At 64.1% G+C, this 18,309-nt stretch carries 19 protein-coding genes; 9 read left to right on the top strand and 10 right to left on the bottom strand.

Annotated elements, in window-relative coordinates; translation table 11 throughout:
* Window positions 1–32: 32 nt before the first annotated feature.
* Both P3T18_RS23405 and P3T18_RS23400 read left to right on the top strand, forming a co-directional pair.
* Window positions 33–779, top strand: a complete 747-nt coding sequence (locus P3T18_RS23405) for an NAD-dependent epimerase/dehydratase family protein (protein ID WP_429302542.1) — start codon at window positions 33–35, stop codon at window positions 777–779.
* A complete protein-coding gene (locus tag P3T18_RS23400; RefSeq protein ID WP_429302342.1) occupies window positions 776–1,294 on the top strand; it encodes a cupin domain-containing protein in 519 nt (172 codons plus the stop codon). Before P3T18_RS23405 ends, P3T18_RS23400 begins: the two co-directional genes overlap by 4 nt.
* Before the next feature lie 43 nt (window positions 1,295–1,337).
* Here the strand turns inward: P3T18_RS23400 and P3T18_RS23395 are convergent, their stop codons facing one another.
* Window positions 1,338–1,889: a glutathione peroxidase gene (locus P3T18_RS23395; protein ID WP_429302341.1), complete on the bottom strand. Its 552-nt coding sequence runs from the start codon at window positions 1,887–1,889 to the stop codon at window positions 1,338–1,340.
* Between the two features lie 176 nt (window positions 1,890–2,065).
* On the bottom strand, window positions 2,066–2,977 hold the full coding sequence (locus tag P3T18_RS23390; RefSeq protein ID WP_429302340.1) for a LysR substrate-binding domain-containing protein: 912 nt from the start codon (window positions 2,975–2,977) through the stop codon (window positions 2,066–2,068).
* Window positions 2,978–3,173: 196 nt separating this feature from the next.
* On the opposite strand from P3T18_RS23390, the gene P3T18_RS23385 reads away from it, so the two are divergent.
* The 7 genes from P3T18_RS23385 to P3T18_RS23355 all read left to right on the top strand — a co-directional run bounded on the left by P3T18_RS23385 (window position 3,174) and on the right by P3T18_RS23355 (window position 8,131).
* Complete coding sequence (locus P3T18_RS23385) at window positions 3,174–3,884, top strand: SDR family NAD(P)-dependent oxidoreductase (protein ID WP_429302339.1); 711 nt, start codon at window positions 3,174–3,176, stop codon at window positions 3,882–3,884.
* Between the two features lie 60 nt (window positions 3,885–3,944).
* Window positions 3,945–4,175 carry a tautomerase family protein gene (locus P3T18_RS23380; RefSeq protein WP_429302338.1) on the top strand — a complete coding sequence of 77 codons (231 nt, stop codon included), beginning with the start codon at window positions 3,945–3,947 and terminating at the stop codon, window positions 4,173–4,175.
* A gap of 44 nt (window positions 4,176–4,219) precedes the next feature.
* Entirely contained in the window at window positions 4,220–5,479 is a 1,260-nt protein-coding gene (locus P3T18_RS23375) for an MFS transporter (protein ID WP_429302337.1), read from the top strand.
* A 152-nt stretch (window positions 5,480–5,631) separates the two neighbouring features.
* Window positions 5,632–6,069 (top strand): carboxymuconolactone decarboxylase family protein, encoded by a 438-nt coding sequence (locus tag P3T18_RS23370; protein WP_429302336.1) that lies wholly within the window; start codon window positions 5,632–5,634, stop codon window positions 6,067–6,069.
* Window positions 6,070–6,123: 54 nt separating this feature from the next.
* Window positions 6,124–6,816, top strand: coding sequence for an FMN-dependent NADH-azoreductase (locus P3T18_RS23365; protein ID WP_429302335.1), 693 nt, complete (start codon window positions 6,124–6,126; stop codon window positions 6,814–6,816).
* A 14-nt stretch (window positions 6,817–6,830) separates the two neighbouring features.
* Window positions 6,831–7,271: a cupin domain-containing protein gene (locus P3T18_RS23360; RefSeq protein ID WP_429302334.1), complete on the top strand. Its 441-nt coding sequence runs from the start codon at window positions 6,831–6,833 to the stop codon at window positions 7,269–7,271.
* Window positions 7,272–7,405: 134 nt separating this feature from the next.
* A complete protein-coding gene (locus P3T18_RS23355; RefSeq protein WP_429302333.1) occupies window positions 7,406–8,131 on the top strand; it encodes a DeoR/GlpR family DNA-binding transcription regulator in 726 nt (241 codons plus the stop codon).
* 76 nt (window positions 8,132–8,207) lie between these two features.
* Here P3T18_RS23355 and P3T18_RS23350 read toward each other — a convergent pair whose 3' ends face one another.
* From P3T18_RS23350 to deoC, 8 genes are all read right to left on the bottom strand, one after another.
* On the bottom strand, window positions 8,208–9,278 hold the full coding sequence (locus P3T18_RS23350) for an ABC transporter permease (RefSeq protein ID WP_429302332.1): 1,071 nt from the start codon (window positions 9,276–9,278) through the stop codon (window positions 8,208–8,210).
* A gap of 20 nt (window positions 9,279–9,298) precedes the next feature.
* Entirely contained in the window at window positions 9,299–10,879 is a 1,581-nt protein-coding gene (locus tag P3T18_RS23345; RefSeq protein ID WP_429302331.1) for a sugar ABC transporter ATP-binding protein, read from the bottom strand.
* Window positions 10,880–10,967: 88 nt separating this feature from the next.
* Window positions 10,968–11,972 (bottom strand): autoinducer 2 ABC transporter substrate-binding protein, encoded by a 1,005-nt coding sequence (locus P3T18_RS23340; protein WP_429302330.1) that lies wholly within the window; start codon window positions 11,970–11,972, stop codon window positions 10,968–10,970.
* Window positions 11,973–12,087: 115 nt separating this feature from the next.
* On the bottom strand, window positions 12,088–13,140 hold the full coding sequence (locus tag P3T18_RS23335) for an ABC transporter permease (RefSeq protein WP_429302329.1): 1,053 nt from the start codon (window positions 13,138–13,140) through the stop codon (window positions 12,088–12,090).
* 77 nt (window positions 13,141–13,217) lie between these two features.
* Complete coding sequence (gene rbsK / locus P3T18_RS23330) at window positions 13,218–14,198, bottom strand: ribokinase (RefSeq protein WP_429302328.1); 981 nt, start codon at window positions 14,196–14,198, stop codon at window positions 13,218–13,220.
* Window positions 14,195–14,680, bottom strand: coding sequence for an RbsD/FucU family protein (locus P3T18_RS23325; RefSeq protein ID WP_429302327.1), 486 nt, complete (start codon window positions 14,678–14,680; stop codon window positions 14,195–14,197). Before P3T18_RS23325 ends, rbsK begins: the two co-directional genes overlap by 4 nt.
* Window positions 14,681–14,755: 75 nt before the next feature.
* A complete protein-coding gene (locus P3T18_RS23320; protein ID WP_429302326.1) occupies window positions 14,756–17,164 on the bottom strand; it encodes an aldehyde dehydrogenase family protein in 2,409 nt (802 codons plus the stop codon).
* Between the two features lie 16 nt (window positions 17,165–17,180).
* On the bottom strand, window positions 17,181–18,191 hold the full coding sequence (gene deoC / locus P3T18_RS23315) for a deoxyribose-phosphate aldolase (RefSeq protein ID WP_429302325.1): 1,011 nt from the start codon (window positions 18,189–18,191) through the stop codon (window positions 17,181–17,183).
* Between the last annotated feature and the right edge of the window lie 118 nt (window positions 18,192–18,309).

Here is an 18,309-nt window from a genome sequence, read left to right as displayed (position 1 = left end):
AACGTTTTCGTTCGACGAACCGGAGAAAAATGATGGCAGAGAGCGTATTTCTGGCGGGCGCGACAGGTGCGATCGGCACCGCGCTGATCCCGCTTCTGATCGACGCGGGCTACACGGTGTACGGCAGCACACGTCACGCGCAACGGGCCGCGAAGCTGGAAAACGCCGGCGTGACGCCGGTGATCGTCGATGTGTTCGATTTGGCCGCATTGACGAAGGCGCTCGCGCGCATCGAACCGGCCAGCGTGATTCATCAACTGACGGACCTGCCGCGCAATCTCGATCCTGCGCAGATGGCGCACGCCGTCGTGAACAACGCACGCATCCGCAGCGAAGGCACCCGCAACCTGGTGGCGGCGGCGTCGGCAGCGGGCGCCAGGCGGTTCGTGGCGCAGAGCATTGCGTGGGCCTATCGCACGGGTACGCGGCCCTACACGGAAACCTCGCCGCTCGATATCGATGCGCCCGCACCTCGCAGCATCAGCGTGCAAGGCGTCGTCGCGCTGGAAACCTGTGTACTGGAAGCGTCGGCCATGACCGGGACGGTGCTGCGCTATGGGCAGATATACGGGCCGGGCACAGGAAGTGCCGAACCGGCCGGCACGAGTCCGGTTCACGTAGAAGCCGCCGCGGCGGCAGCGTTGCTGGCGCTCCGTTACTCGCCGGGCGGCATTTACAACATTGCCGAAGATGAGGCTGAGGTGAGCAGCGCGAAAGCCCGGCGCGAACTCGGCTGGCTGCCTTCCTTGCGCAACGTAAAGGCGGCGGATCAGCCATGAACGTGACCGGCTCATTGAACACGAGCAGGATCGGCTTGCCGGTTCTCGCGGCCTTCCTGCTCGCTATCGGACCGGCCGCGCCACGTGCTGCGATCCAGTGGATCACGACGCTATGCAGCGCGACAAACGGCGCGGTATTGAATGCGGCAGGCACCGACGGCGAAGCCGTCAGCCGTCCTCGCACGACTCAGCGCGTGCTCGCGTGCGAGCCTCTACCGAACGTGCCCGGCAAATCCATCACCACCATGATCGTGGACTTTCCACCCCGCGCCTATACGCCCGCGCACCGGCATCCGGGATCGGTCACGGCCGTGGTGCTGCAAGGCACCGTCCGCTCGCAGATGGAGGGCACGCCGGCCGCCGTGTATGCCGCCGGTCAGACCTGGTTCGAGCCGCCACGTGCCCTGCACTTGTTCGCCGAGAACCCGGACCCGGCCCACTCCGCGAGGCTGCTCGCCACGTTCGTTGCGGATACTGGCTGCGGCGCGCTCGTGTTGCCGCCGGACGCGGGCTGACGCCAACACCTCCGGCCTCGCTAATGCACAAATCACCTACGATTCAAGCGGCTTTCGCCAGCTCCGCGTCGATCGCGGCGACGAGGCGTGGATCGTCGGCGGTGACGTCCGGAGAGAAGCGCCCCACCACTTCGCCATTGCGCCCAACCAGGAATTTTTCGAAATTCCACAGCACATCGGTCTGACTAGTGGGATTGATGCCGTAGCCCTTGAGCCGTTCGCGGAACGGACCTTCACCCGTCGCGGCAGGCACGGCTTCGGTCAGTTGCGCATAGAGCGGATGCTGGTCTTCGCCCAACACCGAGATCTTCGAGAACAGCGGGAAATGCACGTCGTAGTTCGTCGAGCAGAAGGAAGCAATTTCGCTGTCGCTGCCGGGTTCCTGGCCTTTGAAGTTGTTCGCGGGAAAGCCGAGCACTTCGAGTCCTTTGGCCTGCTTGTCCTGATACAGACTTTCAAGCGCGCTGTATTGCGGCGTGAGTCCGCATTTCGACGCCACGTTGACGACCAGCAGCACCTTCCCGCGATAGCTGGCGAGGCTCGTTTCGCTGCCGTCGATCTGCTTCAGAGGTATGTCGTATAACGCGTTTGCCATGAAAGCTCCTTGTGGATGGGGAAATGGGACTGCACGCATGAGTGCGCAGCCAAGCGCACGGTTCGACGCGCGCACTAAGACAAGAACGGACTGCGCGAACGCACAGCGGCGCGGTCCTGCCCATAGCGTAACGGATTCGCACTTTCGCTGCTGGCGCGTCCATTGCGTCACCGCCGCTACTGCGCCAGCCGCTCCATCAGGAAGTCGACGAAACTGCGCACGCGCGTGGACAGGTGCCGCCCGTGCGGAAAGAGCAGAATGAACGGGCGCGATCCGCCGCCGTATGGCGTCAGTACTTCCTTGAGCGTGCCGGCTGCCAGCTCTTTTTCCACCACGAAGCGATAGGTTTGAAAGAGGCCTGCGCCATGACACGCGAGCGTGACGCCGGCAAGCACGTCACCGGACGTGCCATACGCGCCCTGCGTCTCGATTTCAACGCTCTCGCCGTCACGCATGAAAAGCCAGGGAATATTGCGGCCGCTACTCGGCAATTCGAACTGGATGCATTCATGCGCGGCGAGGTCGTCCGGCGTCTTGAGTTTTGCGGCCTTGCGCAGATAAGCCGGCGCCCCCACCACGACGAGTTCCGCGTCTTCGAGTTTGCGCGCGATCAGCCCCGAATCTTGCGGCGCTTTCCCGCGAATCGCGAGATCGAAACCTTCGTCCGCGAAATCGATATTGCGATTGCTGAGGTGCGTTTCCACCGTGACTTGCGGATAGCGCGCGCGGAATTGCGCGAGTAGCGGCAATACGCGGTAATGGCCGTAGGGCGTGGGCATGCTGATGCGCAGCACGCCGGACGGCGTCACCTGTTGCCCGGTGGCTTCGCGCTCGGCATCGACCAGTTGCCGCAATGCCTGCTGACATTGCTCGAAGTAACGACGGCCCAGATCGGTGAGACGGATTTGACGGGTGGTTCGCACGAAAAGCCGTGCGCCGAGGCGCTTTTCGAGTCGCGCCACTGCGCGGCTCACCGCGGCCGGTGTCACGCTCGCCGCGGTGGCGGCGGCCGTGAAACTGCTCAACTCCGAGGCGAGACAAAACAGTTCGATGCTGCCGAGAAGAAGGTCTTCGAATTGACGCTGCATGGTCACGCTCTGACGATGGGCCCGTCTGTCATTCTGCCCGAATGACGGCCGCGCCGTGCCGATTTGTTCCTGCGCGTCACAAGTGTTTGTCCACGCCGGGTATTCGAACTTCTCGCCGATGCGCCTAGATTGCGTACCTATCGGTGCCGCTGGCCCGCTCGGCAAAAGGCCGATTCAACTTTCCCGGAGATCGAACATGAACACCTCGAACAAAGTCGCCGTCGTGACAGGCGCATCGCAAGGCATTGGTGCAGAACTCGTGAAGGCATTGCTGGAACGCGGCTATCGCGTAGTGGCAACCGCGCGCGGCATCCAGCCCTCGGACAATCCGAAGCTCGTGACGGTGGCCGGCGACATCGGCGACCCCGACACCGCGCGTCGCGTGATTACCGAAGGCGTGGCGCGCTTCGGCCGGATCGACACGCTGGTCAACAACGCGGGCATTTTCGTTGCAAAGCCCTTCACCTCGTACACCGCCGAAGACTACGCCGCCGTGACCGGCGTGAATCTCGCCGGCTTCTTCACCATCACCCAACTCGCCATCGGCGAAATGGAAAAGCATGGCAGCGGGCATATCGTGAGCGTGACCACCAGCCTCACCGATCACGCCATCGAAGGTGTCCCCTCCGTGCTCGCTTCGCTTACCAAAGGCGGTCTGAACGCCGCAACGAAGTCGCTCGCGATCGAATACGCGAAACGCGGCATTCGTGCCAACGCGGTCTCGCCCGGCATCATCAAATCGCCGATGCACGCACCGGACACTCACGCGGCGCTCGGCGCGCTTCACCCTGTCGGCCGCATGGGTGAAATGAGCGATATCGTCGACGCCATCCTGTTTCTGGATAATGCACCCTTCGTGACGGGCGAAATCCTGCACGTCGACGGTGGCCAGAGCGCGGGACACTGAGCGCGTCCATCCCGACTCATTCGCTGTTTGACTTATTCACGACCTGCCAAGGAGAGCATCATGCCCATCGTCACGATTCAGGTTACCCGCGAAGGCACGACACCGGGCGCCACCGGCGTCACGGCGCAAGAAAAGGCGCAACTCATTCAGGGCGTCAGCCAGTTGCTGCTCGACGTGCTCAACAAACCGCTCGACGCCACCTTCGTGGTGATCGAGGAAGTCGAGAAGGAAAACTGGGGCTGGGGCGGCTTGCCGGTTGACGAATACCGCAAGCAGCGCGCGCTCAAATAACGCGGCTACGTTTTCGCCACCCAGTTTCCCGTATTGAGAACACGATGAACCCGACCAGTCCCCCGCTTCCCGGATCGAGCACGACATCGGCGCAGCCCGGCTACGCCGAACGCAATGCGCTTCACTGGAAACGCAATCTGGCGGTGTGCGTGTTCGGCTCCTTCACCACGCTCGTCAGTCTGAGCATGCTGCTGCCGTTCCTGCCGCTATACGTGCGGCAACTCGGCGTGCAGTCCACGGCGGCCGTGATCCAGTGGTCGGGCATCGCGTTCGGCGCGACCTTTCTCGGCACTGCGCTGACGGCGCCGCTGTGGGGACGGCTCGCCGACCGCTACGGCCGCAAGGCCATGCTCGTGCGGGCCGCCGTCGGCATGGCGGTGGTCATGTCGCTGATCGGCGTGGTGCATTCCGTGCATCAACTGGTGGGCTTGCGGCTGATAGCGGGTCTGGTGGGCGGCTACGCGTCCGCTTCCACGGTGATGGTCGGCTCGCAGGCGCCGCGCGAACGGGCCGGCTGGGCGCTCGGCATTCTGTCCACCGGCGCGCTCGCGGGCAACCTGATTGGACCGCTTGTAGGCGGCCTGCTGCCGGGATGGATCGGCATACGCGGCACCTTCTTCGCGGGCGGCGCCATGATCGCGGTAGCGGCCTTGCTGACGATTTTCGTCGTCAAGGAAGACTTCAGTCGCGCGGACCGGTCCCGTCGCGGCGCGAGCCAGCCGCAGCGCACCACGCCTCGCCGCGCGAATTATCTGGTGATCGCCGCGCTGCTCGTCACCGCCATGATGGTGCTGCTCGCCAACATGTCGATCGAGCCGGTAATCACGGTGTATATCGGCGGACTCGGCGTGCCGGACGATCACCTGGCGCGTATCGCCGGCGTGGTGATGGCGAGTTCGGCGCTCGGCAGCATGCTCACCGCGGCAAGGCTCGGCGCGCTGGCCGATCGCATCGGCAGCTGGAACGTGATCGTGGCGTGTCTCGTGCTGACCGGCATCGTGATGATTCCGCAGGCGTTCGTCACGCACTGGTGGCAACTCGCGGCACTGCGCGTGCTGATGGGCATGACGCTCGCCGGACTGCTGCCCGCCATCGCCAAACTCGCCCGTCAGTCGGTCGACGAAAACAACACCGGCCAGATGCTCGGCTACCTGCAATCGGCGCAATTCAGCGGACAGGTGATCGGCCCGGTGATCGGCGGCCAGATCGGCGTGGCGCTCGGACTGCACTCGGTTTTCTTCGTCACGGGCACGCTGCTGGTGGCTTGCGCGGGCCTCGTGCACTGGGCGCGCAGAACGGCCTGAAAACGGCTGAATTCCTCAGACCCAAGCCGCTTCGAAGTGGTTACCTGAAATTAGCCAAAACCGGTCATTTAATCGAGCCAGTCAAACCTCTATTCTGCACTCACTGCCAACGCACCCATCAGCGCCGGCAACCACCCACCCAGGAGTGCATCATGGAACAACGTCTCGACTTCTACAAAGCCAATCCCGCCGCCATCAAGGCGCTGCTCGCCGTCGAAGAACGCATCGGCAAATCGGCCCTCGAAAAATCGCTGACCGAACTGGTCCGCCTGCGCGCTTCGCAGATCAACGGATGCGCGTTCTGTGTCGACATGCACGTCACGGACGCCCGCAAAGGCGGCGAAACGGAACGCCGTCTGGCGACCGTGGTGGTATGGCGCGAAACGCCCTTCTTCACCGACCGCGAACGCGCCGCGCTCGAATGGACCGAAGCGCTGACGCTCGTCTCGCAAGACCATGTGCCCGACGCCGTGTGGCAAGCCGTGCGCCCGCACTTCAGCGACGAAGAACTGGTCGACCTCTCGCTGCTGATCTCCGCGATCAACGCATGGAACCGCTTCGCGATCGGCTTTCGCAAGCTGCCCGCGTAAGCCGCGCGGCGTGCCGCCCCTCTCGTTCCAAACAGATTTAGAAGGATAGAAGCCATGAAGATCTTGCACGTCGACGCGAGCGCCAAGCGGGAGCGTTCCAACTCGCGCGCCTTGAGCCGGTTTTTTCTGGAGCGCCTGCGCGAGCAAGGCGTCGAATTCGAAGTCGATTATCTCGATGTTTCGGTCGACACTCCCGCGCACGTCACCGAAGCGTTCGCGATTGCGACCTACACGCCGGAGCATGAACGCACCGAAGCGATGAAGGCGACGCTCGCGCCGTCGGACGAATTGTGCCGCCGCCTGATCGAAGCGGATGCCTTCGTCTTTGCCATGCCGATGTACAACTGGTCGATTCCGTCGGCGTTCAAGGCGTATATCGACAACATCATCCGCACGAACCTGACCTACGTGAACACCGCGGACGGCCGTATCGAAGGCGTGCTGACGCGTCAGAAGGCGCTGTTCGTCACGAGCCGCGGCGCGGATCTGCGGGCCGGCTCGCCGTATGCGTCGATGGATGCGCTCACACCTGCGTTGCGCGCGGCGTTCGGTTTCATCGGCGTGAACGCACCGGTTTTCGTCGACGCCCAACCGCTGCAGTTTTCGGATCAGGCCGCACGCACCGAAGCGCTGGAACGCGCCCGCGCCGAGTTGACCGCGGTGGCCGCCGACTGGGCGTCGTCGTTCAATGCGGGCATGGCTAACGCGGCCGCCATCTCGACCAATCGCGACGACGTCGTCGCCTGAATCAGGAAAACATCATGAAAATGCGACTCTTCATCGCGACGGCCGCGCTCGCCGCAGCCGCTCTCACGGGCGCCTCGCCCGCCGCGCTCGCGGCCGATGCCGCCGCCGTGCCGGCTACGCCCGAAACGATTACACCGGCATTCGCCGAAGCCATCGCCAACGTGCCGGGCAAAACCATGACGGCGCTCGTGGTGGACTACGCGCCCGGCGGCAAGTCGGCCTCGCATCGCCACGGTCAGGCCTTCGTGGTCGGCTACGTGCTGTCCGGCGCGATCCGCAGCCAGGTCAACAACGGCGAGACGCGTGTCTATCATGCGGGCGAATACTGGACGGAGAAGCCCGGCGCGCATCACACCATCAGCGAAAACGCGAGCGACACCGAACCCGCGAAACTGCTGGCCATTTTCGTCGCCGATACGAAAGACAAAAAGCTGGTGAGCTTCGACAAGAAATAAGTCGTGATTCAGGGCGTGCGCGATGCAGAACGATGCCTGCATTCAGCGCTCGCCGCGCTGTCGTGACCTTGTTATAATTCTTTCAGGAAATCGAACGAAACATAACGCCACCCACGCTACGCGCCAGGACTTCCATGCTGAAACCCGACCGCCTTCGCGCCCTTGCCGATGCGTTGGCCAAACAGAGCGTGATGCGTCTGCGCGACGCCGCCAGTCTGCTGGGCGTGTCGGAGATGACCGTCCGGCGCGATATCGCGGGCAGCCCGGAACGCTTCACGTATCTCGGCGGCTACATCCTCAGCGCCACCGACGTCCCCAACAACGCCGGCTATTCCCTCGAATCCGAAAAAGACCACTTCGCGCAGGCCAAGGCGGAAGCCTCGGCCATCGCGGCGGGTCTGATCGGCAACAACGAAACCCTCTTCATCGATTGCGGCACCACGCTCACCACGCTCGCGCGGCTCATTCCCGCCGAGCGGCACGTCACCGTAGTCTGCTATTCGCTGAACGTCGCCGAGATTTTGCGGCGCAAGCCGAACGTGCGCATGATCCTGCTCGGCGGCGTCTACGTGCCGTCGTCGGATTCGTTCGCGGGTGAAGAGAGTCTGGAGATGCTTCGGCGCATGGGCATCAACAAGGCCTTCATTTCAGCGGGCGGCGTCGATGCCGCGCGCGGCGTGACCTGCTGGAATTTTCACGAAGTGGCGCTCAAGCAGGCGGCCATGGCGAGCGCCGTCGAACGGCATCTCGTGGTGGACATGAGCAAGTTCGGCGTGGTCAAGGCCGTGCGTTTCTCGCAGGTGGACGACTTCGACTCCATCATCACCGAGAAAGGCCAGGAGCACCGCAAGCGCAAGTAAGGCAGTAAAAAACACCGCAACCGAGGCATCGGGCGGCGCGCACGCAACGCGCGCACCGCTCCCGTAACGAACCTGTTCAGCTCTTGCGCTGCAGCGCGAACAGCGTTCCGGCGATCAGAATGAACGCGCCGATAATCACCTTCTGCCAGGTGCTCGGCACGCCCACCAGAATCAGTACGCTGTTGATCAGCGTCACCAGTGCGACGCCGAGCAGCGTGCCCGCCACCGTGCCCGTGCCGCCGGTAATGCGTGCGCCGCCGAGAATCACGGCCGCGATCACGTCGAGTTCCGAGCCCACCAGATCGAACGGATTCGCCAGACGGTTATTCGATACGTGCAGGATGCCCGCGATACCGGCCAGCATGCCTGTATAGCCAAACACGAACAGATGGATCGCGCGCAGGTTGTAGCCGAGGCGTTCGGCAATCGCGAGACTGCCGCCCATCGCGTAGACGCCGCGTCCCATCATCGTGCGGTTCAGCAGCCACCATGTCACCACTGCGGCCACTACCAGCGCCACCACGGAAACCGGCAACACCGCGCGCAAGCCGTCGGCCGTGTGATAGAAAAACAGCGGGATACGGCCGAAGCGATCCATGCTGTGCGGAATGTTCATGAAGAACGTCGTGCCGATGAAAGTCAGCAGCAAACCGCGATACAGGTACTGCGTGCCGATCGTGACGATCAGCGAAGGCGCTTTCAGCCGATGCACCAGCACGCCGTTCACCACGCCGAGTATCACGCCGCCGAGCGCGCCCGTGATCAGGATCAGCGCGAACGGCGCGTCCGGCCACCACGCGAAAACCGCCTTGGTGATGCCGTACATGGTGAGCGCGGCGATCGCGGTGAACGACACGTCGATGCCGCCCGACGCCAGCACGACGAGCGTGCCGAGCGCGAACAGCGACGTCGTGGTGGCCGAGTGCAGCAGATCGAACAGGGTCGCCAGCTGGAAAAAGCGCGGGTTCATCACGCCGACGATCAGACAGGTCACGAGAATCAGCGCGACGGTGAACCACTCGGGATTGCGCGCGAGTTTCGCCCGCAGACTGGGCGGCTTGACGCGTGGCGCGACTTCGACAACGGTGGGCGGGGTCATGGTCTGCTTGAGATTCGAAGTGTGTTGCGGTTCGATACGTGAATTCATGGGCGGAAACGTCCTCGGCGCTAGGCGGCTTCGGAAAGCAGCGCGTGATACAGGTCGGCTTCGCCAAGCGTGTCGGCGCGATATTCGTTGGCGACGCGGCCTTTTTTCATCATCAGGATACGGTCGCAGTTCTGCAGCAGTTCGGGCAGATCGTCGCTGATGAGAATAATGCCGATGCGGCGCTGCGAGAGCCGCTGCATGATGCGGTAGATGATGTCTTTCGATCCGACGTCCACGCCCACGGTCGGTCCATGCAGGATCAGCACGCGCGGGTCGATGGCGAGCCAGCGGCCGATCAGCACGCGCTGCTGGTTGCCGCCCGAGAGCGACTGCACGGGTTTGTCGATGCCCGGCGTGGCGATCTGCAGATCCTTCACGGTCTGTTCCGCCAGTTCGGTAGCGCGCGCCCGGTCGATCTGGCCAAAGCGGTCGCGCAAGCTCGAAATCATCGCGGTAATGACGTTGTCGCGAATCGGCTTGTCGAGAAATAGCCCTTCGTTCAGGCGGTCTTCCGGTACGTAGCCGATGCGATTGTTCTTCGCGTCCGAAGGCGTGCGCAGCGCGATGGCCTGGCCGTCTAACCACACCTCGCCGGATTGGGCCGGCGCCACGCCCGCCAGCGCGCGAGCAAGTTCGTTGCGGCCCGAATCCAGCAGACCCGTCACGCCGAGAATCTCGCCGCCGTGCAATCTGAACGATACGTCGCTGAACTGGCCGGCGCGGGTCAGGTTGCGCAATTCGAGCACGACATCTTGCGCATGCCCCGCGTCGCCCGCCTGCCGGTAACGTTCGTTCGACAGATGACGCCCCGTCATCAGTTCGCTGATCTGCGCCTTGGTGAACTGCGCAATCGGCCCTTGCGCCATTTTCTGGCCGTCGCGCAGCACGATCACTTCGCCGCCGATCGCATAGCACTCGTCGAGCTTGTGGCTCACGAACAGCACGGTCACGCCCTGCGCGCGCAGATTCGCCAGCACGGCGATGAGATTATCGACTTCCTTTTGCGTGAGCGAGGTCGTGGGCTCGTCCATGATGACGAACTTCGCCTCGCTGGCGATGGCGCGCGCGATTGCCACGAGTTGGCGTGTCGCGAGCGGCAATTGTTCGATCAGCGTCGCCTGAAAATCGGCGCTGCCCGGCAGGCCGACGGCTTCGAGCGCGCGTGCGGCGGTTTGCGCGAGCGCGCGGCGGTCGAAGGTACGCGCCAGTTTGCCAGCGTGCGTAGCGAGTTCGGCGGTGAGCGCGACGTTTTCCGCCACGCTCATGTTCGGCAGCAGGGAAAGGTCCTGATAGACGGTTTCGATACCGGCCGCGAGCGACTCCAGCGCCGAGAGCCGCGCATGGTGCACGCCTTCGATCACGAGTTCGCCTTCGTCGGGCGGCTGCGCACCCGAGATGATCTTGATGAGCGTGCTCTTGCCGCAGCCGTTTTCACCGAGCAGGTGATAAATCTGGCCGCGTTCGAATGCGAGGCTCACACCGCGCAAGGCATGCACGCCGGTAAAACGCTTGTGAACGCCGACCACCTGCAAAAACGGCTGCGCCGACGGCGGCAGCGTTTGCGATGGCGAAGACAGCGATGAGTCTACGTCTTGATTCATGGTGGCGAATTGCAAAGTGAGGCGTGCCCACATGGGCACGCCTTGCTGCACGAGTCGGATAAACTTGAGGCAAACAATCAGCCGTTCATCAGAACGGGTATTCCTTGTAGTTCGACTTGTCGACGTTCACCCAGCCCTGGCCACGCACGATGATCCCCTTGCCCGGACCCTTCGCGACCGTCACCTTGTTGTAGCCGGGAATGCCGAGGTCGGCGCCGTTCTCGACGGTCTTGCCGTCCACCAGCATCTGCGCGACCTTGTTCATCGCGATACCGGCCAGCTTCGGGTCCCAGAACGCAATGCCGTTGATGGCGCCGCTTTCGAGGAACTTGCCGGCTTCCGTCGGCAGGCCCGTGCCATACACGCAGATCTTGCCCTGCATGCCGGCTTCTTCGACCGCGCGGCCAATGCCGATCACATCCAGCGACGACGAACCCTGGAAGCCCTTCAGGTCGGGATGCTTGCGCAGCACTTCCTTCGCGACTTCGTAGGCGCGTTCGCCGTCGTTATTGGTTTCGAGTTTCGGCTCGACCAGATTCATCTTCGGATACTTGGCCTTGGCATTGCCGATGCCGCCGTCGGCCCACTGCACCTGCGAGCGGCTGCCGAGCGAGCCCACCAGCACGGCCCATTTGCCGTCGCTGTGCATGCACGATGCGAGCCGTTCGTTCAGGCCCGCTCCGTAGGCGGTGTTGTCGAACGCTTCGATGTCGACCATCGTGTTTTTCGCGTTATCCGCCTCGTGCGTCACCACCTTGATGCCGCGGTCCATGGCTTTTTTCAGCGCCGGTTCGAGCGTCGGCGGATCGTACGGCACCACCGCGATCGCGGTCACTTTCTTCGCGATCAGGTCTTCGATGATCTTCAGTTGCTGCGCGGCGTCGGCACGGCCCGGACCGGTCTGATAGGCGTTAATACCGGGATTGTCCTTGGCGAATTGCTTGACGCCGTCGTCCATGCGGTTGAACCAGTTGATGCCCGTCACCTTGACGACCGTGACGATCGTCTCGTTGGTCGCCGCGTGCGCCGCGACCATCACGCCCACCGTCAAGGCGCCGGCTGCGAGCGCGGTCCCCAGTCGAGTCAGTTTCATTGCGTTTGTCTCCTTTGTCTTTCGGTCTCGCCCCTCTTAGGCGTCGCGGACAGCCAGGGCATGATGTCCGCCTCGTACTTGAAACTCCCTGCACGTGCGCGCTTTTACGCGCACGTCAGCGTTTTGACGACGCTCCCGCTGCTCCCGCCGCTCCCGCACCTCCGCCGCCCAGGCCGAAGATCGCCCGCACCCGTTCGCCGCCCGCGAAAGCGAGCGAGAGCAGCAGCAGGAAACCCCAAGCACAGTCGCCGAAAAACTGCGACACGCCCATCAGATTGAACAGGCTCGAGAGGAATTGCAGCACGGTGGCGGCAAAGAACACGCAGATGATGCGTCCGTAGCCGCCCGCCGGATTCACGCCGCCCATCACCGCAATCAGAATGGCGATCAGCAGATATGAATTGCCGTAGTCCCATTTCGCGCTGGACGTATGCGTCGCGCTGATGAGACCCGCCAGCGAAGCCAGCACGCCGCACATCGCGTAGGTGAGGATCAGCATGCGCGCGCGCGGAATGCCGGCATAGAACGCGGCTTTCGGATTGGTGCCCATCAGATAGAGACGCAGGCCGAAGGGGCTGCGCTTGAGCAGCCAGCCCAGCACGATCACGGCGGCAATGAAGATGCAGAACGCGATCGGCACCTGAAACACCGTGCCGTTGCCGATATTCGACAGCGGGTCGACGTAATCCACGTGCACCGAGGCGCCGTTGCTGAGCACCACCGCGAAGCCGGTGAACAGCAGTTGCGTGCCGAGCGTGCAGAGAATCGGCGTGAGCCGCAGGCGGGCGATCACGATGCCGTTGAGCAAACCGCCCAGCAGACCCATCACCACGACGATGACGCAGAACAGCGCGGTATAGAGCGCCGGCGAATCGTCGCCATTGACGAAGCGCGGCACGATCAGCGCCGCGACCATGCCCGACAGATTGGCGAGCCCGACGCCTGACAGATCGATGCCGCCGTTGCCAGACACCATCGAAAGCATGATGCCGAGCGCAAGTAGGCCGAGTTCGGGCAATTGACCGCCCATCGACTGCAGGTTGTCGATATCGACGAACTGGCCGTGCGAAAGCCACGTCGCGATCAGCACGACGAGCACGTTGACGATCAGCAGAAAATTCAGTTGCCGGTCGGCGAACATTTTTCCAGCGGCGAACGAAGACTTCATGATGCGGACGATCTCCTTCGAACTGCGCTAACTAGTTTGACTGCGCGCTTGACTGCGCGCTTGACGACAGACGCCGTTCACGACGCCCGCGCCGTTTGCTCCTGCGTGCTGCCGAGTACACGATTCACTTCGTCGAGCGTGGGCATCGACGGCGCGGTGCCGGGACGCGTGACCGAAATGCCGGCCAGCGCGCAACCGAAGCGCATCGCCGTGATGGCGTCGTCGCCGCGTGCGAGCGAGGCCGCGAAACCACCTGTGAAGCCGTCACCGGCCCCCGCCGTCTCGACCACGCGTCCGCATTGGTACGCGGGCACCAGTACCGACTGGTCCGCCGAATGCAGCAACGCGCCCGCTTCGCCGAGCGTCACGATCACCGTGCCGACGCCCTTGGCGAGCAGCACGTCGGCGGCACGGCGCGCGTCGTCCGCGTTCGCGATCGGCACGCCGGTCAGCGCGGTGGCTTCGGTTTCGTTCGGGGTGATGTAATCGCACAGCGGGAAAATAGCGTCGTCGAGCGGCAGCGCGGGCGCGGGATTGAATACCGTCGTCACGCCATGCTTGCGCGCCACTTCCAGACCGCGCCGCGCGGCGGCCAGCGGCTGTTCGAGTTGCGTGACGAACACTTGCGCCGCGGCGATATCGTCTTCGATGGCATCGACATCGGCCGCGCTCAAGGTGCCTGCCGCGCCCGACGCAACGATGATCGCGTTCATGCCGCTGGTTTCGTCGACGAAAATATGCGCCGCGCCCGTGGAGACGCCCTCGGCCACCGAGGCGCGCGCCGTGATGCCTTCCGCGGACCAGGTCGCGCGGGCGATCTGACCGAACGCGTCGTTGCCGATGCGCGTGCAGAACACCACGTCCGCGCCCGCGCGCGCGGCCGCCACCGCCTGATTCGAGCCCTTGCCGCCCGGCCCCATTGCAAACGCGGAGCCCGCGATGGTTTCGCCGATCAGCGGCATGCGCTGTGCGCGGAATGTCAGATCGGTCACGTAGATGCCGAGTATGACCACGCGGCCAACGGATGTGCCAGGTGAAGTGCCAGATGAGGTGCTCATGAGCGCTCTCCCCGCTGGGTCTGATTCGGCGCATCCGGCGCAAGCAATACGCCTTTCTTGAAGACGAAGCAGCCGTAGCCGCGCTGCTCGCCGGTGGCGATCACACAGTAAGCGCGCCGCGCACGTTCGTAAAACGCAAAGCGCTCGATCGACGCAAACGGCACCTCGCGCCCTTCGGCCGCGTTCACTTCGGCTTGAGCCTCGCGTTGCACGGCGGGCAGCGTATCCGGCTCGCCGACCACTTCCATACGCGAAGCCGGGTCGTCGACGAAAGTGTCCAGCGGCAGCACCGACAACACCGCGCGAATCGCGCGCGCCGCATCCACGCCGTCGAGGCGCAGCAGTTTGCCGGTCACCGTTGCACGTGCAACGGAGTCGGCGGGAAAGTTTGCGTCACAAATGACGAGTTCGTCGCCATGACCCATCGCGCGCAGTGCATGCAGCACGTCGGCGCTCAGGAGCGGGTCCAGATTCTTCAGCACGTTGTCTCCTCCATTTCATGGTTGGCGTGCATTCGTTCAGATGCGTTGTCTGTCTAGCGTGACAGCAGCCGTCGTTCAGTCGCCATACGGCACCCACACGTTCTTGACCTGCACGGCCTGGCGCAGGAACGGCCGGCCTTCGCTCGACGTATCGAACCAGTCGAACTGGCGGCCGTAGTCGGTGAAGGTGCGCTTCAGATTGCCGACCGACTCGCGCTCGACGAGCGTGGAATCTTTCGCGCTGCCGAAACACCACAACGCGTCGACGTCGTTGTGACGGGCAAGCGCGGGCAGCAAGGCACCGCGCTCTCCTGTCACGATGTTCAGCACGCCGGCGGGCACGTCCGATGTTTCGGCTACCTGATAAAAATCGGTCACGGTGAGCGGACACGTCTCGCTCGGCAGCACGATCACGCGATTGCCCATCGCCAGCGCAGGCGCCATCAGCGAAACGAAACCGAGCAAGGGCGCTTCGTCCGGACACGCGATGCCGATCACGCCGAGCGGCTCGTGCATGGCGAGCGCCACGCCGCGCAGCGGCGGCGTATGCACTGCGCCGTCGAACTTGTCGGCCCACGCCGCGTACGTGAACAGCCGCGCCACCGACGCATCCACTTCCGCGCGCGCCGCGCTTTCGTTCACGCCGGTGCGCTGCATCAACTGACGGGTGAATTCGTCGGCACGCACCGCGAGGTTTTCGGCGATATAGAACAGCACCTGCGCCCGGTTGTGACTGCTTGCCTGCGACCACTTCGAGGCCGCCCGCGCCGCTTCGACCGCATTGCGGATGTCCTTGCGATTGCCCTCGCCGACTTCGCCCACCGGCGTGCCGTCCGGTGCATGAACCGGCAGCGAATAGCCGCTGTCCGGACGCACCTGCTTGCCGCCGATGAAGAGCTTCGCCGTGCGGTCGATGCGATCGAGCGTGACGACGTTCGCCGCCAGATTCGCTTCGTGCTCGCGTCGCTGCGCGCCGCCTTCTGCCTTGCGTGACGCGCGATCGCCCAGATTGAGCCATGCGCGCGGTTTCAGATATTCGTAGATGCCCTCACGGCCGCCTTCGCGTCCATAGCCCGATTCGCGATAGCCGCCGAAGCCGACGCCCGCGTCGAACAGATTCGTCGCGTTGATCCACACGACGCCGCATGCGAGTCGCGGCGCGATATCCAGCGCGCGGCCGATGGTTTCGCTCCACACGCTGGCGGCCAGGCCGTAGCGCGAATTGTTGGCGAGCGCGATGGCTTCGTCTGGCGTGCGAAAACTCATGGCCACCAGCACCGGCCCGAAGATTTCTTCCTGCGCGAGCGTGGACGCCGGCGCCACACCGGTCACCAGCGTGGCCGGATAGAAGCAGCCTTGCGTGGGCAACGTCGAACCCGGCGACTGCCACACCGCGCAGCCTTCGCGCTTGCCGGTTTCCACCAGCGATTCGATGCGCGCGAGTTGCACCGGATCGACGATCGCGCCGATATCGATGCTTTTATCGAGCGAATTGCCGACCCGCAGCGTTTCCATGCGCCGCTTGAGCTTGGCGATGAAGCGCGCCTCGATGCCTTCCTGCACCAGCAGACGCGAACCCGCGCAGCACACCTGCCCCTGGTTGAACCAGATCGCGTCGACCACGCCTTCCACGGCGCCGTCGAGGTCGGCGTCGTCGAATACGATGAAGGGCGACTTGCCGCCGAGTTCGAGCGTCAGCGATTTGCCCGAGCCCGCCGTGACCGTGCGGATCGTCTTGCCGACTTCCGTCGAGCCCGTGAAGGCGATCTTGTCGACGTCGGGATGGTCGACCAGCGCGGCGCCCGTGCGGCCGTCGCCGGTGACGACGTTCAGCACGCCCGCCGGCAAGCCGGCGCGATGCGCGAGTTCGGCGAAAAGCAGTGCGGTGAGCGGCGTGTATTCGGCGGGTTTGAGCACGACGCAATTGCCCACGGCGATGGCCGGTGCGATCTTCCACGCCAGCATCAGCAAGGGGAAATTCCACGGCACGATCTGCCCGATCACGCCGAGCGGCGCGTACGCCGCGAATTCGCTTTCCTGCAACTGCGCCCAGCCGGCGTGATGCAAGAAGTGACGCGCCACCAGCGGCACGTCGATATCGCGCGTTTCGCGGATCGGCTTGCCGTTATCGAGCGCTTCGAGCACCGCGAACAGGCGGCTGTGACGCTGCACCATGCGTGCGAGCGCATACAGATGCCGCGCCCGTCCAGCGCCGCCGAGCGCGAGCCAGCCCGGCTGCGCGGCGCGCGCCGCCGCGACGGCCGCGTCGATGTCGGCGGCGTCGCCCTGTGCGACCTCGGCGAGTGATTCACCGTTGGCGGGCGCATGCGACGCGAAGCGTTCGCCCGCTGCCGGCTCGTGCCACGCGCCGCCGATGAAATGCCCGAAACGCGCCTCGTGCTGCGCGAGCCACGCGCGCGCGGCTTGATCGTCCTCGGGTGCGGGACCGTACTCCATCGAAGAAAAATACTCGGCTACGCTCATGAGATCGGTCTTGTGTTCAGGCTACGGGGTGACGGTTGAAAGCGGAATACTGACCGCTCACGTGATGTTCGAGCTGGCGCTCGATGTCGGCGAGAAGACTCGATGCGCCGATACGGAACAGATCGGGTTCGAGCCAGGCGCGGCCGAGTTCCTCTTTCATCAGAATCTGATACGACAGCACCGACTTGGCCGTGGATACGCCGCCGGCCGGTTTGAAGCCGATCGGCACGCCGGTGCGCTCCTGGTATTCGCGGATCATTCGCACCATGACGAGCGAGACGTCGAGCGTCGCGTTCACGCCTTCCTTGCCGGTGGACGTCTTGATGAAATCGGCGCCGGCCATCATGCAGACCATCGAGGCGCGCGCCACGTTGGAGAGCGTGCGGATGTCGCCGGTGGCGAGAATCGCCTTCAGATGCGCCGGGCCGCAAGCCGCGCGGAATTCGCGCACTTCGTCGTAGAGCGCCTGCCAGTTGCCGGTCAGCACGTATTCGCGCGTGACCACGATATCGATTTCCTGCGCGCCGTCGGCCACCGACGCTTCGATCTCCTTGAGCTTCAGCGGATGCGGAATCAGCCCCGCGGGAAAGCCGGTGGAGACCGCGGCGACCGGAATGCCGCTGCCTTGCAGCGCATCCACCGCCGCCGCGACGAAGCGGTGATAGACGCACACCGCGCCGGTGGTGATGCCGCGCGGCTCGATGCCGAGCGCTTCGAGAATGTCGGCGCGCACCGGCTGCCGCGCTTTCGCGCAGAGGCGCCGCACGCGCCCTTCGGTGTCGTCGCCGGCGAGCGTCGTCAGGTCGATGCAGGTGACGGCCTTGAGCAGCCAGGCCGCCTGCGCGTCTTTCTTGACCGTGCGGCGCGTAGCGAGTGTCGCCGTGCGCCGCTCGACCGCGGACTGGTTGACGCGCAGACCGTCGAGCCACGAGGCGTCGAACGGAACACCCGGATTGCGGACCGGATGGATGAGCGGTGCGCCGCGCAACGCGACGACCGACGAAGACAGAGAAGGAGCTTCAGGCATGAGACATCCGGAAATTGATGCGAAGCACAACGGCAACGGACGGGTTGTTCGCATCTATGCTACAACGATTGATAGGATCGTAACAAGGTTTACGCGTCAATCATCACATCAGTACAAA

Source organism: Paraburkholderia sp. GAS199, from assembly GCF_050436585.1.
In the GTDB taxonomy this organism is placed as follows: Bacteria; Pseudomonadota; Gammaproteobacteria; order Burkholderiales; family Burkholderiaceae; genus Paraburkholderia.
This window is presented reverse-complemented; position numbering and strand designations above follow the sequence as displayed.

What these genes read in the sequence shown, in the direction of transcription:
- P3T18_RS23350 (WP_429302332.1), bottom strand. Translation starts at nt 9,278, where the DNA reads ATGAATTCACGTATCGAACCGCAACACACTTCGAATCTCAAGCAGACC.
- P3T18_RS23355 (WP_429302333.1), top strand. Translation starts at nt 7,406, where the DNA reads ATGCTGAAACCCGACCGCCTTCGCGCCCTTGCCGATGCGTTGGCCAAA.
- P3T18_RS23340 (WP_429302330.1), bottom strand. Translation starts at nt 11,972, where the DNA reads ATGAAACTGACTCGACTGGGGACCGCGCTCGCAGCCGGCGCCTTGACG.
- P3T18_RS23385 (WP_429302339.1), top strand. Translation starts at nt 3,174, where the DNA reads ATGAACACCTCGAACAAAGTCGCCGTCGTGACAGGCGCATCGCAAGGC.
- P3T18_RS23395 (WP_429302341.1), bottom strand. Translation starts at nt 1,889, where the DNA reads ATGGCAAACGCGTTATACGACATACCTCTGAAGCAGATCGACGGCAGC.
- P3T18_RS23375 (WP_429302337.1), top strand. Translation starts at nt 4,220, where the DNA reads ATGAACCCGACCAGTCCCCCGCTTCCCGGATCGAGCACGACATCGGCG.
- P3T18_RS23405 (WP_429302542.1), top strand. Translation starts at nt 33, where the DNA reads ATGGCAGAGAGCGTATTTCTGGCGGGCGCGACAGGTGCGATCGGCACC.
- P3T18_RS23370 (WP_429302336.1), top strand. Translation starts at nt 5,632, where the DNA reads ATGGAACAACGTCTCGACTTCTACAAAGCCAATCCCGCCGCCATCAAG.
- P3T18_RS23390 (WP_429302340.1), bottom strand. Translation starts at nt 2,977, where the DNA reads ATGCAGCGTCAATTCGAAGACCTTCTTCTCGGCAGCATCGAACTGTTT.
- P3T18_RS23365 (WP_429302335.1), top strand. Translation starts at nt 6,124, where the DNA reads ATGAAGATCTTGCACGTCGACGCGAGCGCCAAGCGGGAGCGTTCCAAC.
- deoC (WP_429302325.1), bottom strand. Translation starts at nt 18,191, where the DNA reads ATGCCTGAAGCTCCTTCTCTGTCTTCGTCGGTCGTCGCGTTGCGCGGC.
- P3T18_RS23380 (WP_429302338.1), top strand. Translation starts at nt 3,945, where the DNA reads ATGCCCATCGTCACGATTCAGGTTACCCGCGAAGGCACGACACCGGGC.
- P3T18_RS23335 (WP_429302329.1), bottom strand. Translation starts at nt 13,140, where the DNA reads ATGAAGTCTTCGTTCGCCGCTGGAAAAATGTTCGCCGACCGGCAACTG.
- P3T18_RS23360 (WP_429302334.1), top strand. Translation starts at nt 6,831, where the DNA reads ATGAAAATGCGACTCTTCATCGCGACGGCCGCGCTCGCCGCAGCCGCT.
- rbsK (WP_429302328.1), bottom strand. Translation starts at nt 14,198, where the DNA reads ATGAGCACCTCATCTGGCACTTCACCTGGCACATCCGTTGGCCGCGTG.
- P3T18_RS23345 (WP_429302331.1), bottom strand. Translation starts at nt 10,879, where the DNA reads ATGAATCAAGACGTAGACTCATCGCTGTCTTCGCCATCGCAAACGCTG.
- P3T18_RS23320 (WP_429302326.1), bottom strand. Translation starts at nt 17,164, where the DNA reads ATGAGCGTAGCCGAGTATTTTTCTTCGATGGAGTACGGTCCCGCACCC.
- P3T18_RS23400 (WP_429302342.1), top strand. Translation starts at nt 776, where the DNA reads ATGAACGTGACCGGCTCATTGAACACGAGCAGGATCGGCTTGCCGGTT.